Here is a 24,797-nt window from a genome sequence, read left to right on the forward strand (position 1 = left end):
TTTGTTTCCCTCGCTATATGGTAAGTTTATGAAAAGCGCTCAAGATGACTCTTGACGCTCTTTTATGGGATGTCCTGTTGTTTTCGTGGAAGGAACCATTCTCAACGTGTGACGGATTGAAAATGATTCCACAGACCACTATTTTAAATAAGGACTTGTAAAACCGAGTTTCTTTAGTCCTTGTTGAATTTCTGGGGCCTGCATAAATAGCTCCCAGATTTTACCTGTTCTATAGTTTTCGATCATGACAATAATAGGCCCCTGATCGATGGCTAGATAACGTTGTGGATACCAATTTGCCGTTTCACTGTAGGCATCATAGTAGCCAAATTTACCCCAGACTTTATTGCCGAGTTGTTTGTCTAGGTATTGCGCAAACTGAATGCTTTCATGTGGGGTGTAGGGCATGGATGACAAAGCTGCTGTAGGCGAGATCACACCAGGGTCGTTGTCTGGGTGATGTGCATCGTAGCCGTTAATGGAATAGCTGGCCGTCCAGCCCCAGCCTTTATCCGAACCGTAACCTTTATAACCTTTTGGGTTTAGATCTGCATAAGCCAAATTTATCTTAGCATGGTTGCTTGTCGCTTCCCAATAATCTGCATATTGGTCTTTTAATCCTTTGGGACTCAATCCTAAATAGGAGTAATGTTCCCAGAATAACGGACCCACTTCACCTTCTTTGGCATTGTGCTTCAGCACGAGCGGAATATCGTATTTTTTAGCGGAGCTTTTAATTGCACCAGATCTTGCCCAGCCCTCATGATACACTTGTGGTGCAATAGGGTAGGTAGGTGAGGAGGCTGCTAAAATATAGGTAATCAGACATTCATCGTATCCTCTGACGGGGTGATTTTGCTGGAAGTTAAATTTAGGACTCCAATGCCAATAAATAACATTTTGTCCATTTGTGTAATGATTCCAATTGATTTCTTTCCATAGTTTATCTGCTTTTTGGGCAACGAGTTGGGCAGAATCACCTTTGTCTTTTAGATATTCCCGAATGGCGATTAGGCCTTGGGCTAAGAATGCTGTTTCAACGATGTCACCGCCATTATCTTTTTCACTAAAGGGTTTCGCTGTACCCAGTTCTCCATCGTACCAGTGTGCCCAGGCTCCTTTAAACCGTTCGATTTTGCCTAGATAATCCATGATGTGATCCAGCTTTTGAACACCTTGTTCCTGACTGATAAACCCACGTTCCATGGCGACAATCATACCCATGAGCCCGAAGCCACTACCACCTATGGTCACGACATTACGGTCATTTTGAGGGTAAACACCATCCATATGGATGCGTTCCCTGGCGAGACCGGAAGTAGGTTCGGCACCTTCCCAAAAATATTGAAATGTATGTTGCTGAATAGTTGTTAATAGCGAATCTTCATTGATTTTGCTTCCATCGGTTGAATCAATCTTTGAGGGACTGTCTGGACTGCTATTAGTAGCGTTTTGGCACGAACTGCTGAGAATAAGCGCCAAAGCTATACCGCTAAGTGCTGGATATGCTATTCGTTTTCTCATGGATATGTTGTTTAATTCTTGAAAAAATGTTCAAACGACCATAGGTCGTTTGAACGGAGTTATTTTACTTATATAGTTACCAACCGGTATTTTGCGGCATTTCTGGTGTTTGGATACGTTGATCTTCCGGAATCGGGAAAAGCATCATTTTATCCTGGAACGTTTTTCCATTGGCAGCCATGGCTGTTTTTGCCTGTTTTGTACGGATGAGATCGAACCATCGGTCATGCTCAAATGCTAATTCAAGGCGTCTTTCCTTCCAGATCAATTGACGGAGCTGCGCTTGGTCTGTTGTCGTTACGTTGGCTAATTTTACCCGTGTACGGACAGTATTCAGTGCATTCAGTGCTTCGCTGCTATTGCCAACCTCATTTGCGGCTTCGGCCAGGATAAGATAAATTTCACCTAGACGGAGATAGCGTACGTTTTTATCTGTGTCACCGGCTCCGCCGTTCGCAGAAGAATACGCTTTTTCATTATACATCGGATTTTCTACACCATTGTCAATCAGACGGCCATCGTACAGTGTTTCACCCCTGAAAATAATTGTTGCATCACGGCGGATATTATCTTTTTCGGCATTGAATGCATCCAATAGATTTTGACTCGGGATATTAAAACCCCAGCCTAAATTGACTGCTCCTCCACGAGGCGCTTGCACTTGACTATATTGCTGAATACCATGGGCAATTGAACTACCTCGGGCCTGCCATTCAAAAAGCGATTCAGGACCATTTTCCCCTTCTAATCGCCAGATTTTTGCATAATCAGTTTCTAAGCTATAGCCCCCAGAATTAATAACAGCTTTTGCCATATCAGCAGCTTGTTGCCATTTATTTTGGTATAAATATACCTTCGATAGCAACCCCTGCGCAGCGCCTTTGGTTGCCCTGCCCAAATCTTTTGCTGCATAAGCAGATTTGACAGGTAAGTTATCAATAGCGAATTGTAGATCAGCTTCAATATAGGCGTATACTTCAGATGCTGGTTCTCGTTTTATCAAATCACGGTCCTGTATAGGAATATCACCCCATCCGCGCACAAGATAAAAATAATTCAGGGCACGCAAAAAACGGGCTTCAGCAATCAATCTGTTTTTATAGGTTTCGTCTGTTAAACCAAATTTCTCGGTATATTCAATTGCCTGTGTTGCTCTTCCTATTGATTTGTACCAGCGGATCCACATCGATTTGAATGAACCTGCAGTAGATGTGTAGGTCAGATTGTCTAATAATAATTTGTCTCCTCCTGCATCGGTTGCTGAACTACCTTTATCTGCGTTGTCAGAAATCATTTCTGTTATGCCTAAAAAGGAAAAAGCGTAATCCCAATCGGTAAACATGCCATAGACGCCGTTAACGAATTGTTCGGGTGTATTGACAGTTTCGCTATCTTCGGCTTCTACACGTTCTTTTGACGGAACATCAAGAAAACTATTGTCTTTACAAGACTGCAGCGCAATGCCCCCACTAAGAAGAATTGCTATATAAAGTTTGTTAATTTTCATTGTCTTCAAAACTAAGGTGATTAAAATTGCATGTTAAGTCCAAAAAGGAAATTACGTGTGGTTGGATAAGCTGAGAGCTCTATCCCGGATGTTAGATTTGGGCTTCCATCTCCGGCCAGTTCAGGAGAAAAGCCACTATACTTCGTAAACATAAAAGGATTTTGAGCTGTTACATACAACCTCAATTTAGATTTTGAACTATATAAATTATTAAATGTATAACCTACAGTTATATTGTTGATACGGAAATAACTACCTGACTCTAAGTAATAGTTGGAAGGTAGATATGACCTATCTGCTCCGGGGTGTGCATTCGTATGGTTCTCTGGTGTCCAACGGTTTTCAAAAGTCTCTAGGTCAACATTTTGACCGGCGTTCATGCGCGCACTTTTTAATCCATTGTATACTTTGTTGCCAGAAACCCCATATCCAGATAAATTAAAATCTATCGCTTTATAGTTGATCCCTAAATTAATCCCGTAAGTGGAAGAAGGTAAGAATGAACCAAAGAAAACACGATCACGGGTGTCAATGATACCATCCTCATTCTGATCTTTAAATTTCAGATATCCTGGCCTGGCGGGACCGTTTGATGGATAATTTTTGACATCGTTGTCATCCTGGAATACGCCGTTTGTTTCATACATCCACCAGCCATAAATAGGCTGACCTACCCGGAGCTGTTTTGTTAATTCGCCATTGTTCAAACTACCACCTTGATCACCATCATAAGCAGCTTTTACTTCCTTAACAGTATTTTTGTTATAGGCATAATTTATACCTACGGTATAGCTGAAATCTGGGGAGATTGATTTATTCCAGTTTAAAGCAAGCTCAACCCCCTGATTCAGGATTTTTGCTCCATGGTCATAAAATTTTTCTTCATAAGCAGAAGTATATGTCGGTGTAACCAACAAGATCGCATTGGTATTCATCTTATGATAATAGTCTATGGAACCTGAAAGTTGGTTGTTAAAAAATGCGAAATCCAGTCCGGCGCCAGTTTCCTCTGTAACCTCCCAGCTTAAATTTTTAGCAGGAGTCCCATAGGCACTACCAAACACCATGTTTTGTTCTGGGCCAAATACATAATTGTAGTTGGAACTTTCTGGGCTTTGTAAAATTGTGGAAACATTGAGTGGAATATCTTGGTTACCAAGTTTTCCCCAGTTTCCGCGTACTTTCAAGAGATTGATCCAAGTGGCATCCTTCATAAAATCTTCGTTGGTTACTGACCAGCCTAATCCTACGGAGGGGAATGTGCCCCAGTATTTGCCTGTATTACGAAATACACTAGAACCATCACGGCGTAATGTTGCTGTCAAATAGTATTTACTATCGTAATTATATTGAACACGCCCGAAATAAGATGCCAATGCACGCGGGGTATAATAAGTCTGAAGGGCAATACGGTCGTAATCTGCACCTTGGGTACTATTCGCGAGATTGATATTCCAATATTGCTCTTTTTCCGGAACATCGTAACCCGTCATACTGCTCATACTATTGATGTCATACTTTTCGCGGGACATACCTAATACCGCTTCGATATGATGTTTGTCAAAACTCTTGTTAAATGTTAAAAAGTTTTCCCATGACCAACGGAACTGTTCTAGATCAACGTAATTCAAACTGTTGTTGGCAAACTGAATGTCATCGGAAGATGCTGCCTTATTTGCTGCGAAGTCTTGGTCAGTTTTCTGTGGATTAGCATTTAACCAACGGTCTTTTATATTTGTAAAAACACGTTGTTTAGAATAAAATTTATTTCCACCAATACGTGAATTCACTTTTAGATAATCGGTGATTTTAAATTCTCCTTCGAAGCTACCTTGAAGACGAAGTGTATTTATTTTTTCATTTTGGCGAAGAACCTCGTATAATGGATTGCCTTCATCATTTAATTTGGCCATAATATCGTTAGGAGCGCCAGTTAAACCGCCCAGTCCCGTAGTTTGATTATAGTAGCCCGTTGCGTATCTACCATTGTCATAACGAATAGGCATTATAGGGGCTTGTCGGTATGCCGTATTAAATGCACTGTAAGGTTTTGGTGTAGAGTTTGTTAACGTTAAATTTAGATTTTGACTAAATTTCAGACGGTTATTTAGAAATTTGTATACATTATTGTTTCGTATGGTATTTCGAACATATTTCGAGCCATCTAAAATACCGTTTTCCGTAAAATTGTTGGCCGATACGAAATAGTCAATTTTTTCGGTACCGCCGGAAATATTTACAGCATTGTTGAAAACCGAACCCGTTTTTAATAGTTCGTCGTACCAATCCGTATCGTAGGTTTGTTGGGGAGCTAAACTAAATTTTTCGCCAGTGGAAGCCCAGTATTCATTTGCATACTGCGAAAATTGAGAAGCATTCGCCATTTTTACTTTATTCAGGACGGTCTTTAATCCAGCATAACTTTCATAATTAATACTAAGAGTTCCGGTTTTACCTTTCTTCGTGGTCACGATAATAACTCCATTTGCAGCCCGAAGACCGTAAATTGAAGCTGATGATGCATCCTTCAAAACATCCATAGATTCGATATCGGATGGGTTGATATTATTAATATCTGTTTGTGCAATTCCGTCGACAATATAGAGTGGATTTCTCCCGCCTAGCGCTGTACCCAGTCCCCTTATAATAACATTTGGAGAGGAACCCGGAGCTTCACTTGCGATAATATTTAAACCAGCAGCTTTACCTTGGATGGATTGCATCGCCGACATGGCAGGTTGCTTTGTGATATCGGATGATTTCAAGGAGCTGATCGATCCTGTCAGATCCGCTTTCTTTTGCGTACCGTAACCAATAACCACAACCTCTTCCAGTGCTTGGTTTTGATTTTCTAAGAATACATTGAGTTGCGTTTGATTGCCAATGTAGACGGTTTGTGTGCGATAACCCAGAAAGTTAAAGACCAATGAGTCGGTAGGAGAGGCGTTGATTTGAAATTTCCCCGTTGCGTCGGTTTTTGTAGCGACTGCTTTCCCTTTGATACTGATGGTGACGCCTGGCATGGAGATCATGCTTGAGCCATCTTTGACCACTCCTTGTATGGAAGTTTGTCCATAGGCAACAGATACGACCATGGATGTCAAAAATAATGCGGATAGATTCCTCATATCGTTAATTTTTGGTGTTTGTTTAAAATACGTTGGTTATTTCCCTGAAGCAAATATGTTGATGTAGTCCAACTTTGCCAAAATTTAACATTTTCACATCACTACTACATGAAATTTCAGCTTGCTCAGCTTACCTTTTTTTGTATTTTATGTTTTTGATAGTCAGTTTTTTAGATTGTATTTTTAAACGAAATAACACGAGCTTTAGTGTGTTTTATACACTAAAGCTCGTGTGTGGTAATGATGTAGTGTTTGTGATGGGAATTTAACGTTCCATCAGGAATTCAGAGAGGTTTTTGTCTGTGGGAATGCCTAACTTTTTACGTAATCGATAGCGTCTAATCTCGACACCGCGTGTACTAATGTTAAGCAATGAGGCAATTTCCTTACTCGACATATTGAGCCTTAAGTAGGCGCATAGTTTAAGGTCATTGGGGACAAGATCAGGAAACTCTTGTTTCAATTTCTTGAAAAAATTCTCATGTGATTCGTTAAAGCTTCTTTCAAAAATATGCCAGTCACGATCGTCATTATGGGCATCATCAATGAGCTTGTTTATTTTTTTCAATTCATCCGAACTTAGTTTGTTGCCATCAGCATCTTTAAGCTGTTTAAGCTCGTCGTGTAAATTGTTCAACATTTCATTTTTGTAAACGATATTGAGTGCTGCATTGGCCAGTTCTTTATTTTTTAATTGAAGCTGATCTTCTAATTGCTGGTTTTTAAGTTTGATCCAGTCCTTTTCTTTTTGCTCGGTTTCGCGTTCCAAAGCAATCTTTTTCTCTTCCAACCATTTTCGCCGTATTTGAAACTGACGCTTGCGCTCCCGCTGAAGACTAAATATATATGCTAAATAGATGAGTGTTATCAGCACCAGTGTATAAAATACCTTTGCCCACCAAGAAAGGTACCATGGATACCGAATAGTAAAGGAAAACGTTTGAATTTCCGAAACCAAGCCCATATTGTCCTTCGCCCTTATTTTAATTTGAAATTTTCCATAAGGTAGATTCGTGAAATCTTGATAGGCAGTTTCACTCCATTCGGACCAATTGTCCGAGTAACCTTCGAGATAATATTGGTATTGAATCGGTGATGACGAATAATATGGACTTGAAAAGCTAATTCTCAGATTATTGTCAGATGATGATAGTTTGAACGCTGAATCTGGAATAATAACCTGTCCTGTTGTCAAGTTGATGAGTTGTGCTATTTGTGGAAGTGGCAACCTATATTTTTGTGATTTATCGGAATGACGATAGATTGCAAATCCATCATCTAAGCCGATGAGATAGTATTGGTTTTCAATAGGGAGGATGTTTTCATAGTTATTCATCATTCGATCCTGTAAGGGACTGAGCAGATTGGAGTCAATATGAAGTTTGCCCTTACTGTCAAAATCTACTTTAGCAATTTTTGTCTTCTGAATAAACCAGTAGCTGTTTGTATTGATCGGTATGACCTTATTTGAATTTTTATAGGTGCCTAATGCTGTGTTTAATTCATCGGCATAGCTGAATCTTTTTACAATATTGTCGAATTGGAGAAATCCGCTGTCCGTCGCAAATACAAGATTATTTTCTAATGTGTAAATTCCCGTAAATTGCCTCTTTGAAGCGATACTGTCCTGTTTGGAGGAAAATAAAATATTTGCCTGTTGGAAATTCGCATCAAATCCGAGTAATTGTATCTGTCCCCAATCGCCAATCCAAAAGGTATGGTTATCTTTTTGCGCCAAAAATCGAACGGGTTCTTTAACGCCCGCGAATTGCTGTACGAACTGGAGTTTAATGCCATCGAAAGTGAATTTCGAAAGGCCTGTATAGTTGCCTTGAAGGATGTTTTTCGTACCAAATATAGGCTTGAATATCCAGCCGCCAGTGATCTGTGAAATCTTCTCGAGTCGCCCATTAACCAATTTGAAGGTTCCATCATTATGTCCACAAATCAACTCATCACCAAATAGCGCTAATGTCCAAACCTGACCATTAGAATTTGGAATCTGGGAGAAATTCAATGAATTATAATTGTTTAATCCTTTCCATTCACTTGAAAATAATCCCTTATTGGTTCCAAGATAGATTTTTCCCTGATAGATAATTGATGTATAAACCGTCCCAATTTTTCCGACAAAATCTGTGTAAAATGATAAAGGGGAGTTAATTTCAATGCGGTCTATACCATTATCCAGTCCCACCCATATATTCTTCTGATTGTCCTTCACAATACTGAGTACGGTATTGTTTTGGAGACCATTGTTTTTATTGATATGCTGAATGACCTGACCATTTTTATTGATGACAATAACACCGTTTTGGATGGTGCCGAAAGCATATTGTCCGTCATAGAGGTATAAGCCATTGTTGATTTGTGATTGGCTCAAGAGCTGGTTTGCTGGAACAAGCCAGGGAAGGATGGAACCATCGGCTTTCATCAGGTAAAGGCCGTTTCGCGAAGTAGCAATAAGCGAGGTCGTTGCATCGAAAGGTAAGATAGCAAGTACATTTTTATCTTTCAACACATCTTTTCCTTTTACAGGGATTAATTTATCCTGTTTAAATTCGTGTAGACCACTTGGCAGCTGTTCGAAAAATAGCTTGTGATCGAGCTGATGTGGAAATAAAAAAGGTTCACCTTTAGCCGTTAGTTGCCGTATACGATTGTTTTCCCAAATATAGGATTTGGAAAATGTATGAAAAAATACCCGTTGTTCCTCAACAATGATTTTCCAGATTTCTTCGTTTGGAAAATAGGTCTTGTCCTGGACAAGTTTAGAGAGACTATGATAGGTCAAGTTTCCGAAAGGTTTGGAAGTCCAATAGCCAAATTCACCTCTTCCACCGGTGTAAATCTTTCCGTCTTTACCTATTGCAACACTCCGGACTGTTGAATGATTTGGCAGTGGAAAGATACGCCAGTATTGTCCGTCAAATTGTAACAGTCCCTCGGTATTTGCACTATAAATACGACCATCTTTATCGACTGCCAAAGACCAGTTCTGATTTCCAGCCTTGTATTGGTCTTTTTTGTATTGTTTTACAAACGGTGTTCCTGTAGGTATGATTGTCTGGCAATAGCCAGGGTGCATTAAAAAAAAATAAAATGCTGCAAAACCAAAAGATATAGACGTTACTATATTTTTTTGTTGTCATCGACTCCCTCACTTTAAACTGATTTTGGGGACAATATATCGATTTTATCGCAGAATTGATAATCTCCCTCGGCGTACGGAGTTCTGGGAGCTCCGACAGATCTCCTTCTTATTTTGGAGCTGAACCGATGGAACCATTTAATCGTGTTGAAAATCAGGAATGAAGCTATTTATTCCACCTATTTGAACAAAAAATACTCCTTTTGCTGCGAACGATTTTTGATATTTGAGTTCATTTACTTCGTTAAATAACCAAATAAACCAAAACAACTATGATAACACCGATAACCAAAACGGTAGGGAAGGGGTTACTTTTATTTTCGTTGATGAGCATGTCTGCACCAGTGGCGCTTGCCCAATCGCAAATAAAGATATCCGGAAAAGTAAGCTCCTCAACAGGCGAGCCTCTTGCGGGGGTTACAGTACAGATAAAGGGGGTGAAAAACGGCACTGTAACCGATGGGGCCGGCAATTATCAGATTCTTGCGCGAGATATTGATGTCCTGATATTTTCGCTGGTAGGCAAAGAGAAGGCTGAAGTCCAGGTCAATAAGAAAGATCACATTAATCTCGTTCTCCAGGAGTCCAGTAGCCTGATTGATGAAGTGGTTGTCGTAGGCTATGGTACCCAGAAAAAAAAGTAATTTAACCGGTGCTGTTGCTGCCGTCGATGGAAAGGTGCTTAACAAACGTATCGCTACAAATCCAACGCAATTACTTCAAGGTCGCATGCCCGGACTTCGTGTTACGCAAGGATCAGGAGAAGCAGGGAATGAAAATGTGAATCTCCAAGTAAGGGGATTGGGTTCCTACGGCGCCTCTTCCGCTCCACTGGTTATCGTAGATGGTATCCCCGGGAGTTTGGAAAATTTAAATCCTCAAGCAATCGAGAATATCACTGTATTAAAAGATGCTGCATCGGCTGCTATCTATGGGGCAAGAGCAGCAAATGGTGTTATTCTCGTAACGACAAAACAGGGTAAAGCTGGAAAAACACAACTGAGCTACGATTATAATGTCGGAATTACCAAAGCCTCAGCTCTTCCAGACCTCGTGTATAATTCCGTCGATTATATGAACCTGTATAATCAGGCAAATAAAAACTCCGGTGTCACAAATCCAAATGCTTCTTTTAGCCAGGAGATGATTGATGCCTACAAAAATGCAACAGATAAAAAATTATATCCCGATTTTAACTGGTTGGATGCTGTCTTTAGAACAGTCCCGGTGCAGACGCACAATTTAAGCTTAAGTGGTGGTGCCGGAGGAACAAATTACAACGTCATACTGGGCTACGTCAATCAGCCTGATATTATGATCGGGACTTCTTTTAAAAAGTATAATCTACAGCTTAACCTAGGCTCTAAAATCAATGAACGGATAAGTTTTGGTTCAAGCATTACCTTGAATTATGGCGATCGGAAATACCCTAGAAATGGTAGTGAAGATCAGTTTTTGTCTACCATTAGTCAATCACCACTTTATGGACCTGTATTACCAGATGGTAGTGGTCGTTATACGTCCAGGGCATATCCTTTTCAGTCCCCAAATAAAAACCCTGTTGCAGTTGCTGAAAATGCATTTACAAGACTGAACAATTATTTTATGCAAGGCAATATTTTTTTAAATGTGAAAATATTGGATGGGCTGGATTGGAAGACTAGCGGCGGGTTGACCTATGGCTTTACAAAAAACTATACCAACAAACCTGTGATTAATCAATACATGTGGTTCGCCAAACCCGATGACCTACCCGCCAGACAGCTTGATGTAGGTGGTCAAGGATTAGAAGTAACGGACGACAACAATGTGTACCCGGTGGGCTATACACAACTGACTTACGATAAGTCTTTTGGAAATCATAACATGAAAGTGCTGGCAGGAACCCAGGCAGAATATAATAAAACACAAAAATTGTTCGGAAGTAGGTTGCAGTTTCCCAACAATGATTTGCTTGAGCTTGATGGTGGCGGAGCCGGTCAACAGTCTAATAACGGTGTAACCAATGAATGGTCATTAAGGTCTTACTATGGTCGATTAAACTACGACTACAAAGGCAAGTATCTACTCGAAGGTAATGCACGTTATGATGCGTCTTCACGTTTCCCTGAAAATAGAAAATGGGCATTTTTCCCTTCAATATCCGGAGGTTGGAAAGTTTCGGATGAGACCTTTTATGGGCCGAAATTGAAGACGGTCGTTAATGAACTAAAATTAAGAGCCTCCATTGGAACATTGGGTAATCAGAATATTGGTAACTACCCTTATCAGATTGTTTACAATTCTTCTTTTGCTTATCCTTTTGATGAAACACTCCAACAGGGGGCTCGCCAGGTAGCCATGGCTAATGACAGGATCAAATGGGAGAGTACCAAAGTCCTGGATTTCGGTGTGGACTTCGGGCTATGGAACAACAAATTGACCGCTTCTTTCGATTGGTATAACAAAGTAACATCAGATATTTTATCCGCATCTACGGCTTTCCCTTCCTATATTGGGCTGACTGCACCGACCGTAAACTATGGTGAATTGCGTAACAGAGGTATAGAACTCGGTCTTCAGTACCGAGATAAAATTGGAGAGGTATCGCTGACACTCAATGGAAATATTCAGGCCAATCGCAATAAGGTGATGAAATATGGAGCCGAACGTATCTCGGGCAATACCATTATCCGGGAAGGTTTACCTTATGGTAGTTTTTATCTTTTGGAGAACACGGGTATATTCCGTTCGAAGGAAGAGGTGGAAGCCTCTCCGGTGCAACAGATTCCGGCGCAACCGGGTTATCTGAAATTTGCCGATGTAAATGGCGATAAAGTTGTGGACAATAATGATCGTATTGTCGTGCCGGGCGCTTATCCAGATTTCGATTATTCCTTTAATGCGACGGCTGTTTGGAAGAATTTTGATTTTACAGCCTTTTTCTTCGGTTCTCAGGGACAAAAAATATTTGTAAGTGAGTGGGGAATAGTTCCTTTCAGGCAAGGTGGTACATTCACCCGCGACTGGATGGATGCTTGGACTCCAGAAAACCCCAATGCATCGCTTCCAATAGTCGGTGCTGAAAATACCCCTGCCGCAAATAACGTACGGACTGCATCGACTTTCTTTTTAAAAGATGGATCGTTCCTGCGTCTTAAAAATATTCAGGTAGGCTATTCTATTCCACAGAGCACCTTGTCCAAAGCTGGTATTTCTGGCCTTCGCATCTATTTTGCGGCGGATAACCTGGTCACATTCTCCAAGTTCCCCGGTTTAGATCCCGAACGTGGCGTTTCATCAAGCGGTGGTGCAACATCAGGGCGTTATGTGACTCATCCTCAGAACAAAGTATTCGCATTTGGAGCGAGCATCACATTCTAATCTAGTGGTAACTAAAAAAAATTAAAGATGAAAAATAGCGTAAAAAAAATATATCTATACCTAAGCTTAGCTGCCTTAGCTTCACTAGGTAGTTGTACAAAAGATTTTTTAAATAAAAACCCAACGGATAAAATTTCGGAATCAACCTTCTGGAAAACGCAGACTGATGCTGATTTGGCACTATCGGGCTGTTATGAATTTCTTTGCCGAGGATACAATTCGACGTCTTCATCCAATGCACGCGGTGGTTGGGGTGGAGCAAGTATGTTTTGGGATGGGCTTTCAGACGATGCCTTTGTGTCCAGTACCTCCAATAACTTCAATATTATTTCGCGATCCGGAATCTCCTCGACAACCGGCGGAATGCAATCTGAGGGGTATGAGATTTCGTATCAGGCCATTGCTGCATGTAATAAATTGATTGCCAATATTGACCGCATTACAAGTATGAGCCAGCAGGACCGTGACCGATATAAAGCAGAGGCTCGTTTTATCCGCGCCCATTACTACTTTTTGTTGACCAATCTGTACGGTGATGTGCCATTGACTTTAGAACCTCTTGGTATGGACGATGCGAGTATTCGGCTGGGTAGAACACCTAAAACCAACGTTATCGAAGCGATTTTAGCAGATTTAGATTACGCGAGTGAAAAACTGCCAAATACAGGATATAAGGGACATGCGGTGAGAGGATCTGCATTAGGCTACAAAACAAAGGTGTTATTGACTTCAAAAAAATGGGCCGAAGCAGCGGCAACAGCGAAGATTGTTATGGATGAAAACAAGTTTTCGATCTATCAGGGTGGTTACCGTGATCTGTTCCGAAAACCTGGACAAAATAACAATCCCGAAATCATGTTCTCCGCTCGATTTTTACCGCCCAATATGTATAGCCCAGCAGATATGATGTATTCTTATCTGAAGACAATACAACCGTTGGGGTATCTGGTGGATTCTTATTATGCCATCGATGGAAAAGATATTAAGGAATCGACGGTTTACGATGCTAAAAATCCTTACGAAAATAGAGATCCACGGTTGAAGTCGACAATCATGTACCGCGGTGTATGGAGAGGTACCACTACATCTTCAGCTTTTGATCCGGTTGCCGAAGGGGTTTTGGGTGGTTTTTTACCGAGAAAATATATCAACGAATCGAAATGGCCAACCAGTTACGCGACACAAAGTGATCAGGATTGGGTATTCTTACGTTATGCAGATATTTTATTGATGTACGCAGAAGCGAAAAATGAAAGTGCCGGGCCTGATCAGACAGCTGTAGACGCGTTGAATAAGGTAAGATCCAGGGCTGATGTGAAAATGCCGCTCTTAGAGTTTAGCGGTTCCTTGACAAAAAATGAATTCCGCGATATTATCCGTCATGAACGGAGGATTGAATTGGCTTTGGAAGGGCAACGTTATTTTGACTTGAAACGCTGGGGGATGATCAAAGAGGTGATGGATAAAACCAAGGATCCCGATGGAGCTTCACGGTTATTCATGGCAAGAGATACCTTATGGCCAGTACCTCAATCTGAGGTAGATATGGCCAAAAGTTTAGGCAATGACAATTTTAAGCAAACACCAGGTTTCTAAATTAAGAAAAAGAAAAATTCAGGTATGAAAGCTATATATAATATGTTCTTGTCAATTGTCCTCATCATGGTGATAGGTAGGGGATCATTGACTGGGCAAGTGAACCGCTTGCCCGATAGTGTACGCATGAAATGGTGGGAGGAAGCCCGGTTTGGCATGTTTATCCATTGGGGAGTATATGCGCAGTTTGGCGGCGTTTATAAGGGGCACGAACAGGCACGTGGTGGAGCAGAATGGATTATGAACCGCTCTAAAATTCCGGTTGATGAATATCAGGCGATGGCAAAGCAATTTAACCCCACGCAGTATAATGCAGACGAATGGGTACGCATGGCGAAAGATGCCGGGATGAAATATTTGATTATCACGGCCAAACACCACGATGGTTTTGCGCTCTTTGAAACAACAGCGAGTAAGTGGAATATGGTGGATGCGACGCCCTACGGTAAAGATGTTTTGAAACCTTTGGCCGAAGCCTGCCGAAAATATGGCCTGAAACTTGGCTTTTATTACTCACAGGCACAGGATTGGAATAACCCTGGTGGATCGGCTGCTCGTAAATTAATGCGAGAAGGCTGGCCTAATCCAGATTCAACCCGCATAGATGATTACACACTAGCACATCATGGCCATTGGGATCCCAAACAAGAAACAGCGAGTTTTAGTGACTATATCAAAAACGTATCTGTGCCTCAGGTCAAAGAATTGTTGAGTAACTATGGGGATATTGCTGTGCTATGGTGGGATACACCAACCAATATGACCGACGAAGCCGCAAATATGCTTCAGGACCAATTGGCATTACAACCCAATATTATCACAAATGATCGATTGAAACGGCCTAATTTCCCCGGCGATACCAAAACGCCGGAGCAAAAAATTCCAGATTGGAGTGAACTCGAAGGCAAACATTGGGAAACTTGTATGACCATGAATGGCACTTGGGGCTACCGCACATCAGATCATAAATGGAAGTCTGCCGAAACCTTGATCCGCAATCTCGTTGATATTGCTTCCAAAGGTGGAAATTACTTGTTGAACGTTGGTCCAAAACCCGATGGATCCTTTCCACAGGAGAGTATAGAACGTTTGGCTGTAATTGGCAAATGGATGAAAGCCAATAGTGAAGCAGTCTACGCGACCAAGAGTAGTCCTTTACAGCCATTTGAATGGGGGAGATGTACCATGAAGGAAGATGGAAAGCGGACTTATTTGTATGTCTCTGTATTTGACTGGCCAAAAAATGGCATAGTCGAACTTCCGATTGAAAATAAAGTTTTAAAAGCTAGTCTTTTAGCCAATAATCAAGTGTTAAAGGTAAAATCGAATGCCAATGGTATTCAGATTGCCGTGCCTGAGCAGCCCATTGATGCTGTTGCTACAGTGATTAAGATCGAAGTGGCTGGCAAATTTAAGCGCGAAAAAGGGCCCCGAGCAAAGAACATGAAAACTGGAGCTTTGGACGAGTAAGGCCAATAAGATGAAAAGCAGATACTAAAATAGCATAATGAAGAAAAGTAGATTGAATAAAATAGTTGCGTTGTTGTTGACTTTTGGAGTTGCTCAGCTCCACGCTCAGGAAGTTAAGCGGATTGATCAAGGCTGGGATTTCTTAAAGAGCGATCTGGGGGGAATCTGGGAAGCTGTAAGACCGGTGGGAGCCGGTAATCCCGAGTCTGTTCCACTTTGGGAGCAGATAAATCTGCCGCACTGTTATAATGCGCTGGACGCTGTTGATCCAGCTATCAATTATTATCAGGGACCAAGCTGGTACAGAAAATCGCTGGAGATCGATAACCCTTATTTAAATGGTCACACCCTTCTTCATTTTGAAGGAGCCGGACAAAAGACAGCTGTTTATATCCATACAATTAAAGTTGGGGAGCACGTTGGCGGATACGACGAATGGACTGTGGACATTACAGATGCCGTTGAAAAGTTTAAAAAAACAGCTGCTTTTAAAAAACAGTTTAAGGGCAAAATACCGCTTTCAATTCGTGTGGATAATTCACGTGATCTCGAAATGATCCCTTCTGATCTGTCTGATTTTAACGTCTATGGAGGTATTTACAGACATCTAAACCTCAAATATGTTCCGCAGACAGCTTTGGAGCGTGTGTTTGTTGAGGCGTCGGTAGGGGCCGATGGTAAGCAGGGAGTGGTCAACGTCCGCGGACGGTTGATGCCATTTTCGGCTCAGACAAATTTTGAAGTCGAAACGCAGCTCTATGACCCCGCTGGAAAAATCGTGCAAACCCAGCAACCACAGGTAAATAGGGGGACGTTGAATCTTGAATTTGGACAATTCCTGGTCAAGAAGCCACAGCTTTGGAGTCCTGATCAACCGGCTTTATACCGTTTAGTTACGACAATCAAAAGCAATGGACAAGTATTTAAAGAAGAGAGTGTCTTTGGCTTTAGACATGTAGCGTTTAAAGAAAAAGGTCCTTTTCTGCTGAACGGGAAAAGGCTTTTGCTTCGTGGTACCCATCGTCATGAAGACCATGCCGGCGTTGCTGCAGCAATGACTGATGATCAGATTCTACAAGAGATGACCCTGATGAAAGAGATGGGCGTAAACTTTATACGCTTGGGACATTATCAGCAGAGTCGTAAAGTGCTTGAGGCCTGTGATAGTCTAGGCATTTTGGTTTGGGAAGAGATTCCATGGTGCAGAGGTGGATTAGGTGGGGAGGTCTATCAACTTCAGGGAAAACGGATGTTAACCAATATGATTGAACAGCATTATAATCATCCGTCGGTCATTATCTGGGGGCTTGGTAATGAAAATGATTGGCCCGGTGATTTTACGGAGTTTGATCAGGCAAAGATAAGGGCTTATATGAGTGAACTCAATGATTTAGCTCATCAATTGGACCCGAGTCGGAAAACAGCAATACGACGTTGTGATTTCTGTAAAGATATTGTTGATGTTTATTCGCCTTCTATTTGGGCGGGTTGGTATAGAGGTGTTTATACCGACTATAAAACAGCGTCCGAAGAAGAAATGAAAAAGGTAAAACATTTCCTTCATGTGGAGTGGGGCGGGGATAGTCATGCAAGACGACATGCAGAAGACCCTGATCGCGCTTTAGCTAAAATCAAAGGTGATGGCACAACAGATGAACGGGCAGGCGATGCGTCGCTCATTGGTGGTGCAGCACGGGTTTCTAAAGATGGCGATTGGAGTGAAAGCTACATCTGTAATCTCATCGATTGGCACTTAAAGGAACAAGAAACAATGCCTTGGCTCACGGGAACAGCCTATTGGCCATTTAAAGATTTTTCAACTCCGGTACGGCCAGACAATTCTGTGCCTTATGTCAATCAGAAGGGTGTTGTTGAACGGGATTTTACCAAAAAAGAATCGTACTACGTATTCCAGTCGTATTGGACAGCGAAACCAATGCTGCATATTTATGGCCATACTTGGCCGATCCGTTGGGGTGAAAAAGAGGAGTCGAAAATGATAAAGGTATATTCCAATGCCAGTGAGGTTGAGCTTTTTGTCAATGGAGAAAGTCAAGGATTAAAGAAAAGGAATAGCCAAGATTTTCCAGCGGCAGGTTTGCGCTGGATGGTGAAACTGAACGAAGGAAACAATCAGATTAAAGCTGTCGCGAAAAACGGACGGGAAATTCTAGTGGATGAAATTGAACAGCAATATCAGACAAAAAAATGGGGTAAACCTGCCAAATTACTTGTCGAACAGATTGCTGCGGAAGGCGAAGTAATCACTGTGCAAGCCCAAATTGTGGACGATACCAATACCCCCTGTCTCGATGCAAAGGACTGGATCTATTTTGGTTCAACCGGCGATGGTCAGTTGATCGTTGATCAAGGCACTTCTACGGGGTCGAAAAAAGTACAGGCCTACAATGGTCGTGCATTGATTAAACTTCGACTGCCTTCGGGAACAGCCGTGGTATCAGGCAGGATGGAAGGATCAAAGAGTACCTTGTTAACAATAGAAAAATAGTACAAGATGTTAAAAGCAACGAATCATTTGAACTTCTTTTTACTGCTTGGCCTCCTGGGGACGATTGCTCCATGCCGTGCACAAAGCAATTCGCCGCAGCTGAAGCTTTGGTATAATCAGCCGGCCTCACTGTGGGAAGAAGCACTGCCACTTGGAAATGGCACAACAGGAGCGATGGTCTTTGGAGGGCTAAGTAAAGATCGGTTTCAAATTAACGATAATACGCTGTGGTCGGGTGAACCCGATGCGGGCAATAATCCAAACGGCCCGCAGGTTTTACCCCAGGTGCGACAAGCCATCTTTGCTGGAAAATATGAGGACGCAGCAGTTCTTTGGAAGAAAATGCAAGGACCTTATTCTGCTCGGTATCTACCTATGGGCGATTTATGGTTGGATTTTCATCAGGACGAAAAAAAGGTCAAAGATTATAAACGGGAGCTGGATCTTGAACGAGCGATCAATCAGGTGAGCTATTCGTATCAAGGTGTTCGATACCAAAGGGAAAGTTTTGTCAGCTTTCCGGATAAAGCATTGGTGGTTCGATTGAAAGCGGACAAGAAAAAATCAATTACCTTGGATCTTTCTTTGACCAGTAAGCTCCGATATAGCGTTTCGACCCAAGGGGATAATCAACTGACCCTTCAGGGTAAGGCGCCGAGTTTTGTCGCCAATAGGGATTATGAACCCCAACAGGTGCTGTACGATAGTGTTGGCGGAAAAGGGATGACCTTTGCGATGCAGGTCAGTGTAAAAACTACCGGTGGTGTGGTGAAAAAAGAGCAGGATAAACTTAAAATTATAGGCGCTGATGAGGTGATTTTATTTTTGACAGAAGCGACAAGTTTTAACGGTTTTGATAAGTCTCCGAGTCAGGAAGGTAAAGATGCCACACTGCTCGCAAAAAACCGCATGAATACGGTCTCCAAAAAGAATTTTCATACCTTACTTGCAAACCATCAAAGGGATTATCAAACGCTCTTCAATCGTGTAGCCTTTAAGCTGACCGGTACCTCTGCACATGATAAATTACCTACAGACCAGCGTGTCATGCAGTTTTCCAAAGGACCGGCCGATTTGGGACTTCTGACGCTGTATTATCATTTTGGACGCTACTTGTTGATTGCCAGTTCCAGACAAGGAGGAAGGCCTGCAAATTTACAGGGGATCTGGAATGATCATGTGCAGCCACCGTGGGGAAGTAATTATACGACCAATATCAATACAGAAATGAATTATTGGCTTGCGGAAAATACCAATCTTGCAGAATGTCATCAGCCTTTGTTTGATTTTATGGATGAGCTGGCGATCAACGGGGCTAAAACAGCATCGGTAAATTATCATATCGATAAGGGCTGGGTTGTGCATCATAATTCCGATCTATGGGCTAAAACCTCCCCTCCGGGCGGATATGATTGGGATCCCAAAGGAATGCCACGCTGGTCGGCATGGCCTATGGCAGGTGCCTGGTTGAGCACACATCTATGGGAACACTATCGTTTTACGGGTGACAAAACTTTCTTGAAGGAGAAGGCCTACCCATTGATGAAAGGGGCGGCCCAATTTATGCTGCAATGGCTGATTGCTGATCCTGGAAATAAATATCTCGTGACCAATCCTTCCACTTCACCCGAAAATACAATTAAAATAGCAGGTAAAGAATATCAATTGACTATGGCCTCTACCATGGATATGGCGATCATTCGTGAGCTTTTTACAGCTGTTATTCGTTCATGTACGATATTGAGTATTGATCCTGAATTTAAATCGGCTCTAGAAGAAGCGAAGGAAAAGCTTTATCCCTATCAGGTGGGCCAATACGGACAATTACAAGAGTGGTTTAAAGATTGGGATGATCCAAAAGATCAGCATCGGCATATTTCCCACTTATTTGGTTTATACCCGGGCAATCAGATCAGCCTTGCGGAAAACAAGGCTTTGGCTGCGGCCGCCAAGCGTTCATTGCTTTTAAGGGGCGATGTCAGTACCGGCTGGTCGATGGCTTGGAAGACAAATTGGTGGGCGAGGCTTCAGGATGGAAATCATGCCTATAAAATCCTCAAGGATGCCTTAAATTTTATCGATCCTAAATTGGATCGTGCTCAGATGAGCGGTGGTGGAGCCTATCCGAATTTATTTGATGCACACCCACCTTTTCAAATTGACGGTAATTTTGGAGCCACGGCCGGAATGACTGAAATGTTGCTGCAGAGTCACGATGGTGCTGTTCATTTATTGCCGGCTCTGCCTGATGAATGGTCTGCTGGGACGATTAAAGGGATTAAGGCCAGGGGGAACTTTACCGTAGACATTGCCTGGAAAAATAACGTATTGACCGAAGCAATGATCGTATCCAATATTGGAGGTGTTTGTCGTTTGCGTACACCTTTACCCGTTAAAGTTGTCGGCATCGAATCAGATCAGGCAGTTGTCACAGACAATACGCTATTATATAAACCGGAACAACTATCCTATACGATTGCTGATCCGTCCAAATTGCCGTCGTTAGCAGCTACGAAAACGTTCGAAGTTCAATTTGAGACCATAAAAGGTAAACGGTATCGTATTGTTCCGCTATAGATCAAAATACAGGAAAAATGAAATCTAAATCAATTGTTCGCATTATGGGCTGTCTTCTCGGGATCGCAATTTCCCCCTTATTTTTGAAGGCAAAAATTAAGGAAGGTGTTTTTGAGCAGGAGATCATCCAGACGCTGCGTCCTGTTATCCTAAAGCAGTCCAAATGGGCGATGAAGCAGAAACCATTGACGGTGACAGCATATAGCGCGGTCCGGAGTGCCGGGGGTATTCATGATTTTTATTCTGAAGGCGATTATTGGTGGCCCGATCCCAAAGATCCAGCTGCGCCCTATATCCAACGGGATGGGATGACTAATCCGGCCAATTTCGTTGAACATCGTAAAGCAATGATCCGCTTCAGCCGAATCGTGGGTGCACTGGCCTCAGCCTATCGTTTGAATCCGGATAAAAAATATGTACAGCAGGCACTTCGTCATTTAAAGGCTTGGTTCGTTGATGCAGAAACGATGATGAATCCGAATCTTCTTTATGCACAGGCTATACAAGGGCGTTTTACAGGGCGCGGAATAGGCATTATTGATACCATTCATCTGATGGAAGTTGCACAGGGCGTAAAGATATTTGAAAACGACCCCAATTTTCCACAGGCAGCCAAGGATGCCATACATCGCTGGTTTGCGGCCTATTTACGCTGGCTTACAACGCATCAATATGGTATTGATGAAATGAATGCCGCCAACAACCATGGTACATGTTGGGTGATGCAGGTAGCCGCATTTTCGAGTTTAGTGCAAGACACTGTATTACTCAATACATGTGCAGATCGTTATGCGCATGTGCTGCTGCCGAATCAAATGGAAGCTAATGGAAGCTTCCCGAGAGAATTGCAGCGGACAAAACCTTATGGATACGCGTTGTTTAATCTGGATGCGATGACCATGATCTGCCAGATTTTGTCCAAGACCAATACCTCCCTTTGGCAGTATACATTGTCTGATGGGCGGACCATAAAAACGGGGATTGATTTTATGGTCCCCTATATTGCCGCTAAAGAAAAATGGCCTTATCAGCAAGATGTCATGTATTGGGATCAATGGCCAATTGCACATCCGGCACTTGTCTTTTCGGCAGTGGCTTTTCAGAATAAAGACTATCTGCAGCTTTGGGAAAAGCTTGATCATGCACCCGAACAAGAAGAGGTTATTCGAAATTTACCGATTCGCAACCCAATGATATGGCTTTGATTTTCCTAGCCCCCTTATAAAATAACTTAACCGTTTCACCTTAAAAACCTACAGATAACATGAATGTTAATGCTACGTCTTTGCGAAGATATACCCTCTTTTTGCGCTTTCGAAATTTAAAAAGGTCATCTATTGCCAAAGCACTCTTTTTGACTGGAATTTTGTGTGCTTTTCAACATGTTGAGGCACAGAGTACAAAGCAGCTGCAAAAAGCTTGGGGGCTTGCAGATCAACAAGCTCAGCTACTTTATAAAGAATTGCAGCTCTTGAAAAAAAGTGATTCATCCTTGGTATCGCCACGTACGCTTTCCTCAGATAACGAACTTGTTGCCGTGAAAAGGGGGGACTGGACCAGTGGTTTTTTTCCTGGCGTCCTGTGGTATCTCTACGAAAAATCGGGAAAACAAAAATGGAAGGACCTTGCTTCAGAAACGACAAGGTCGATCGAAGCGGAGCAATTTAATGGAAAGACCCATGATATGGGCTTTAAGATCTACTGTAGTGTAGGAAACGGTTATCGGTTAACCGCAAATCCACAGTATCGGGAGGTGCTTGTTCAGGCAGCCAAAACGCTGGCAACCCGCTTCAATCCGACAGTCGGCTGTATACGTTCGTGGGATCACAATAGCCACCGCTGGGATTTTCCGGTCATCATCGATAATATGCTCAATCTAGAATTGCTGTTTGAAGCAGCCAAACTTACGGGAGATTCTACTTATTATCATATTGCGGTGAGCCACGCCAATACAACGCTAAAAAATCATTTTAGGCCAGATTACAGCACCTACCATGTAATAGACTACAATCCGAAAACAGGAGCTGTGCAGCATAAAAACACCCATCAGGGCTTAAGTGATGAATCGACATGGTCGCGGGGAGAGGCCTGGGCACTGTATGGCTATACGATGTGTTACAGAGAAACAGGAGATCCGAAATATCTGCAGCAAGCCGAAAAAGTTGCGCATTGGCTGTTTGCACATCCCAATATGCCGAAAGACCTGATCCCTTATTGGGATTTCGATGCGCCTCATATTCCAAATGAACCAAGGGATGTGTCGGCAGCGACAGTCATAGCGTCGGGGCTGTTGGAATTAAGCACGTATAGCAACCAAGGGAAAGATTATCGTGCAAAAGCGCAGACCATATTGGCGAACCTGATAGACAATTACATGTCGCCGCCAAATAAAAGTAAAGGTTTTATATTATTACACAGTACAGGATCGAAACCTTCCAATACTGAAGTGGATAAACCCTTGAGTTATGCCGATTATTATTTTTTGGAAGCACTGCATCGGCAAGAAGATCTACAGTCCGGAAAAGTTCAATCGGATCTGGTCCGGAAAAATCCAGCGGGACAACTGATCTATTTTCCAGATGCACAGGGAAACGTAATCCCCGACTTTAGCCATGTGGGCTATCATCAAGGTGATCAAAAGCTGCCCAATGTTCCTGTTGTGATTACTGTAAAACCCAGCGTAAATGGCGATGATCAACAAATTATACAACAAGCCATCGATGCTGTATCTGCAAAACCACTTGATAAAAATGGTTTTAGAGGTGCTATTTTGTTAAAAAAAAGGCCTGTACAATATACCTGGAAGCCTGGAAATTCATGCCAGCGGTGTCGTGTTGAGAGGGGAGGGTGATGCAATAGGGCAAACCCTGCTTAAAGCCACAGGCCAGCACCAACGCAGCTTATTGAAGATTTCGGGTACGGGCAGCTATTCAGTGGACCAAGCTAGAAAACAGTTTGTTAAGAATGGGTATGGACCTGTAGGGGCTAAATATGTCCTAATCGATCATGCGAAGGAAAGGAAAGTGGGCGAGCACGTACTGCTCTCGTATGAGATGAACGACGCCTGGATCGAAGCGCTTCGAATGAACCAAATTGAAAAAAGAGAAGGGACGAAACAATGGACAGCGCAGGAATATAAGCTAAATTTTGAACGTACTATTTTGGCCATTAAAGGTGACTCCGTATTTTTTGATAATCCATTGGTGATGGCGATTGATCCGAGGTATGGAAAAGTGGCTGTCATTCCTTACACCTTTGACGGACGTATAAGTGAAGTTGGAATCGAAAATATACGTTTCGAATCCGATTTTGTAAGTGATGAGGACGAACATCACGGTTGGATTGCAATTGATATGGATAAAATAGCGAACGGTTGGGTGCGCAATATCACCGCGCGTTATTTTGGCTATGCTGCGGTTAGTCTTGGTGCTTTTGCCAAACAGATTACAGTAATGAAGTCGCGGTGTCTGGATGGAAAATCTCAAATTACAGGTGGCCGAAGGTATTCATTCAATAATGACGGTCAGCTTAATTTATTTAAAGAACTTTATACCACGGAAGGACGCCATGATTACGTAACAGGGGCTAGGACCCTCGGTCCAAACGTTTTTAGCCTTTCTAGCGCGGAGCGAACACATGCGGATATCGGTCCACATCATCGATGGGCTGTTGGCACCTTATACGATCAAATCGTAACGGATGGTGAAATTAATGTTCAAGACCGGGGTAACTGGGGAAGTGGACATGGCTGGGCCGGGGTGACACAAGTCTTATGGAATTGTACGGTCAAAAGTGCTGCAGTACAACAGCCCTGGGCTTCCGGACAAAATTTTGCCATAGGAGTAAAGGGAGAAAAAGTTGCTGGAAGATTGAAAAATAGAAATGCTGGTTACTGGGAAAATCAAAACAGCATAATGTCGATCAGCTCACTTTATGAGCAACAATTAAAAGATCGATTAAAGTGATTCTTGT

13 protein-coding genes are annotated in these 24,797 nt (G+C 42.3%); 9 read left to right on the forward strand and 4 right to left on the reverse strand.

Annotation, left to right across the window (positions count from 1 at the left end; all coding sequences use genetic code 11):
- Positions 1–138: 138 nt before the first annotated feature.
- From BV902_RS10485 to BV902_RS10500, 4 genes are all read right to left on the reverse strand, one after another.
- Positions 139–1,524 carry a glucoamylase family protein gene (locus tag BV902_RS10485; protein WP_075991877.1) on the reverse strand — a complete coding sequence of 462 codons (1,386 nt, stop codon included), beginning with the start codon at positions 1,522–1,524 and terminating at the stop codon, positions 139–141.
- Between the two features lie 76 nt (positions 1,525–1,600).
- Positions 1,601–3,031 (reverse strand): RagB/SusD family nutrient uptake outer membrane protein, encoded by a 1,431-nt coding sequence (locus BV902_RS10490; RefSeq protein ID WP_075991878.1) that lies wholly within the window; start codon positions 3,029–3,031, stop codon positions 1,601–1,603.
- A 20-nt stretch (positions 3,032–3,051) separates the two neighbouring features.
- Positions 3,052–6,159, reverse strand: a complete 3,108-nt coding sequence (locus tag BV902_RS10495) for a SusC/RagA family TonB-linked outer membrane protein (protein WP_075991879.1) — start codon at positions 6,157–6,159, stop codon at positions 3,052–3,054.
- A 265-nt stretch (positions 6,160–6,424) separates the two neighbouring features.
- Positions 6,425–9,247 carry a helix-turn-helix and ligand-binding sensor domain-containing protein gene (locus BV902_RS10500; protein WP_075991880.1) on the reverse strand — a complete coding sequence of 941 codons (2,823 nt, stop codon included), beginning with the start codon at positions 9,245–9,247 and terminating at the stop codon, positions 6,425–6,427.
- Positions 9,248–9,582: 335 nt separating this feature from the next.
- Here BV902_RS10500 and BV902_RS27305 point away from each other — a divergent pair, with 335 nt between their 5' ends.
- From BV902_RS27305 to BV902_RS10540, 9 genes are read left to right on the forward strand one after another with little or no spacing between them, the layout of a single operon-like run.
- The gene (locus BV902_RS27305; protein WP_157626002.1) at positions 9,583–9,954 is read left to right on the forward strand and encodes a carboxypeptidase-like regulatory domain-containing protein; all 372 of its coding nucleotides are present in this window, start codon (positions 9,583–9,585) and stop codon (positions 9,952–9,954) included.
- The gene (locus BV902_RS10505) at positions 9,932–12,673 is read left to right on the forward strand and encodes a SusC/RagA family TonB-linked outer membrane protein (RefSeq protein ID WP_157626005.1); all 2,742 of its coding nucleotides are present in this window, start codon (positions 9,932–9,934) and stop codon (positions 12,671–12,673) included. The genes BV902_RS27305 and BV902_RS10505 overlap by 23 nt, the downstream gene beginning before the upstream one ends.
- A 27-nt stretch (positions 12,674–12,700) precedes the next feature.
- On the forward strand, positions 12,701–14,269 hold the full coding sequence (locus BV902_RS10510) for a RagB/SusD family nutrient uptake outer membrane protein (protein WP_075991881.1): 1,569 nt from the start codon (positions 12,701–12,703) through the stop codon (positions 14,267–14,269).
- A 24-nt stretch (positions 14,270–14,293) separates the two neighbouring features.
- Entirely contained in the window at positions 14,294–15,739 is a 1,446-nt protein-coding gene (locus tag BV902_RS10515) for an alpha-L-fucosidase (protein ID WP_075991882.1), read from the forward strand.
- A 37-nt stretch (positions 15,740–15,776) separates the two neighbouring features.
- Positions 15,777–18,248: a glycoside hydrolase family 2 TIM barrel-domain containing protein gene (locus BV902_RS10520; RefSeq protein ID WP_075991883.1), complete on the forward strand. Its 2,472-nt coding sequence runs from the start codon at positions 15,777–15,779 to the stop codon at positions 18,246–18,248.
- Between the two features lie 6 nt (positions 18,249–18,254).
- Positions 18,255–20,825 carry a glycoside hydrolase family 95 protein gene (locus tag BV902_RS10525; RefSeq protein WP_083663557.1) on the forward strand — a complete coding sequence of 857 codons (2,571 nt, stop codon included), beginning with the start codon at positions 18,255–18,257 and terminating at the stop codon, positions 20,823–20,825.
- Positions 20,826–20,842: 17 nt separating this feature from the next.
- Entirely contained in the window at positions 20,843–22,030 is a 1,188-nt protein-coding gene (locus BV902_RS10530) for an alginate lyase family protein (RefSeq protein ID WP_075991884.1), read from the forward strand.
- Between the two features lie 59 nt (positions 22,031–22,089).
- Positions 22,090–23,676, forward strand: a complete 1,587-nt coding sequence (locus tag BV902_RS10535; RefSeq protein WP_075991885.1) for a glycoside hydrolase family 88 protein — start codon at positions 22,090–22,092, stop codon at positions 23,674–23,676.
- Positions 23,657–24,790 (forward strand): hypothetical protein, encoded by a 1,134-nt coding sequence (locus BV902_RS10540; RefSeq protein ID WP_075991886.1) that lies wholly within the window; start codon positions 23,657–23,659, stop codon positions 24,788–24,790. Before BV902_RS10535 ends, BV902_RS10540 begins: the two co-directional genes overlap by 20 nt.
- Positions 24,791–24,797: the final 7 nt, after the last annotated feature.

It is taken from the genome of Sphingobacterium sp. B29, assembly GCF_001952815.1.
GTDB lineage: Bacteria > Bacteroidota > Bacteroidia > Sphingobacteriales > Sphingobacteriaceae > Sphingobacterium > Sphingobacterium siyangense.

Coding starts and splice junctions, on each gene's coding strand:
- BV902_RS10485 (WP_075991877.1), bottom strand. CDS start 1,524: ATGAGAAAACGAATAGCATATCCAGCACTTAGCGGTATAGCTTTGGCG.
- BV902_RS10490 (WP_075991878.1), bottom strand. CDS start 3,031: ATGAAAATTAACAAACTTTATATAGCAATTCTTCTTAGTGGGGGCATT.
- BV902_RS10495 (WP_075991879.1), bottom strand. CDS start 6,159: ATGAGGAATCTATCCGCATTATTTTTGACATCCATGGTCGTATCTGTT.
- BV902_RS10500 (WP_075991880.1), bottom strand. CDS start 9,247: ATGCACCCTGGCTATTGCCAGACAATCATACCTACAGGAACACCGTTT.
- BV902_RS27305 (WP_157626002.1), top strand. CDS start 9,583: ATGATAACACCGATAACCAAAACGGTAGGGAAGGGGTTACTTTTATTT.
- BV902_RS10505 (WP_157626005.1), top strand. CDS start 9,932: ATGGTACCCAGAAAAAAAAGTAATTTAACCGGTGCTGTTGCTGCCGTC.
- BV902_RS10510 (WP_075991881.1), top strand. CDS start 12,701: ATGAAAAATAGCGTAAAAAAAATATATCTATACCTAAGCTTAGCTGCC.
- BV902_RS10515 (WP_075991882.1), top strand. CDS start 14,294: ATGAAAGCTATATATAATATGTTCTTGTCAATTGTCCTCATCATGGTG.
- BV902_RS10520 (WP_075991883.1), top strand. CDS start 15,777: ATGAAGAAAAGTAGATTGAATAAAATAGTTGCGTTGTTGTTGACTTTT.
- BV902_RS10525 (WP_083663557.1), top strand. CDS start 18,255: ATGTTAAAAGCAACGAATCATTTGAACTTCTTTTTACTGCTTGGCCTC.
- BV902_RS10530 (WP_075991884.1), top strand. CDS start 20,843: ATGAAATCTAAATCAATTGTTCGCATTATGGGCTGTCTTCTCGGGATC.
- BV902_RS10535 (WP_075991885.1), top strand. CDS start 22,090: ATGAATGTTAATGCTACGTCTTTGCGAAGATATACCCTCTTTTTGCGC.